The sequence below is a fragment of the Ensifer sp. CCNWLY38 genome, assembly GCF_037120565.1.
Lineage (GTDB): Bacteria > Pseudomonadota > Alphaproteobacteria > Rhizobiales > Rhizobiaceae > Ensifer > Ensifer adhaerens_H.
In genome coordinates this window covers 1-1,996 of the sequence record NZ_JBBBBO010000037.1, presented here as the reverse complement: position 1 = coordinate 1,996, position 1,996 = coordinate 1, and the positions used below count along the sequence as shown (strand labels likewise).

At 58.9% G+C, this 1,996-nt stretch carries 1 protein-coding gene; it reads left to right on the top strand.

Features of this window, described 5'->3' with window-relative positions; translation table 11 throughout:
* Positions 1–84: 84 nt before the first annotated feature.
* Positions 85–1,863 (top strand): cation:proton antiporter domain-containing protein, encoded by a 1,779-nt coding sequence (locus tag V7S54_RS33195; RefSeq protein ID WP_336410022.1) that lies wholly within the window; start codon positions 85–87, stop codon positions 1,861–1,863.
* Positions 1,864–1,996 lie beyond the last annotated feature (133 nt).

Sequence of the window (1,996 nt, the reverse complement as noted above, 5' to 3'; positions counted from 1 at the left end):
AGAGTAGGATCCTTCAGTGGAGGAAAGAGACGCCAGTCGGCTTGTATCAGCCCTTAACGCTGAGCCAAGGGGTGTGAGCTATCGATGACACCAGCACTAGAAAATTATAAAGAGCTTCTGCTTTTTCTGACGACGGCCGGCGTCATCGTACCACTGTTTGGGCGATTGAAACTGAGCCCGGTTTTTGGGTTTCTCGCAGCCGGCATCCTGCTTGGTCCCTTCGGTCTTGGAGCACTCGTAGGAGATTGGCCGTGGCTCTCTGCAATCTCCATCACTGACGCCGGACAGATCGCGCATCTTGCGGAATTCGGCGTGGCATTCCTGCTTTTTATGATCGCGCTCGAGCTATCGTGGAGCCGTCTTCTGTTAATGCGCAAGCTCGTCTTCCGATTGGGCGGTTTGCAGGTTCTCACCTCGACAGCCGTCCTCGCTGCCATAGCAAGCTTGCTGGGCCAGACGCCGGCGTCAGCCGTGGTGCTTGGCAGTGCGCTCGCCATGTCATCGACGGCGATCATCCTACCGTCACTTGTTGAGCGCAAGCTGCTGAACACGACCGTTGGGCGGGCCAGTTTCGCCGTCCTGCTCTTCCAGGATCTCGCGGTGGCGCCTCTCCTGTTCATGGTGACAATTTTGGGTACGCGTGGCGGGACGGGGCTCGGCGCCGGCCTGCTGTATGCGCTGGCGCCCGCCGCAGTGGCGCTTTTCGCGATGGCCGGCCTCGGTCGCCTCATTCTGCGGCCTTTGTTCAAGCTGGTCGCGACGACAAAGAGCAACGAATTGTTCGTCGCTGCATGTCTGTTGGTCGTAATCGGTTCTGGCCTAATCACAGCCCTCAGTGGTCAGTCGATGGCGCTGGGTGCTTTCGTGGCAGGTCTCTTGCTCGCGGAAACCGAGTATCGTCGTCAGATTGAGGTTACCATCCAGCCGTTCCAGGGACTTTTGCTTGGGCTTTTCTTCGTATCCGTTGGAGCTCGCCTGGATCTTTCCGCGATTATTGCGAACCCGGTCGTCACGCTCGGCGTCGCCATCGGCCTGTTTGCCACCAAAGCTCTTACCCTTTTTCCCATCGCGCGCCTATCAGGACTGACGACCCGCAATGCAGGCGAGGTCGCGCTTGTTTTAGGACCTGGTGGCGAGTTCGCATTGATCCTTATCGGTGCTGCTGTGGCAGGCAATGTGGTCCCTGGTGGCGTTGCCGCCACTGCCACAGTGGCGGCAACCTTAACGATGATCGGCGTTCCCTTGCTGGTGCGCCTTTTAGGCCGCGACCGGGCGCATACCGGTATGGCCGATCCTTCGTTTGCGGGATTAACGCCTGATCATGTCGACGGCCTAGAGCGTGTAATCGTCGTTGGATATGGACGTGTCGGGCAGCTCGTTGCGGAGATGCTCACGCGACATGGTTTGAAGTTCCTGGCGGTCGACGCCGATCCAGTGCTTGTCGGCAAGGAGCGCGGGCGGGGCACTACGATCTATTACGGCGATGCCACCCGAGTCGAGTTGCTTCGACGCTGCGGAATCCAGAGTGCTCGCGCGCTAGTTGTGACCTTGGATAATGCCGAGGCAGTGGCGTCTATTGTCTCTTCGGCAAGATCCGAGCGCGCGGATCTCACTATTGTCGCGCGCGCACGGGATGCGGTGCACGCAACTGAATTATACGAACTCAAGGTGACGGATGCGGTGCCAGAGACCATCGAAGCCAGCCTCCAGCTGTCGCAGGCGGTGCTCGTTGGCATCGGCATTCCGATGGGGCCGGTAATAGCATCCATTCATGAACGGCGGGATGAGTTTCGCAGGATGCTTCAGCCCGAGGACGGTTCGAACAGGGAACGGCATGCGATCCGGCCGCGAAAATCGAAGTGAACCGAATATGGGTACAACCATTCACCCCAAAAAATGGGCCGCCGGGATTGCGACGGCCATAGAGTGCAGTGCAGTGATGCGCTCGCCGCCTGCCGCTCCTCCTAGTCATGGAAGGTTCCTGGTCGAATTTGAG

Coding starts and splice junctions, on each gene's coding strand:
- V7S54_RS33195 (WP_336410022.1), top strand. CDS start 85: ATGACACCAGCACTAGAAAATTATAAAGAGCTTCTGCTTTTTCTGACG.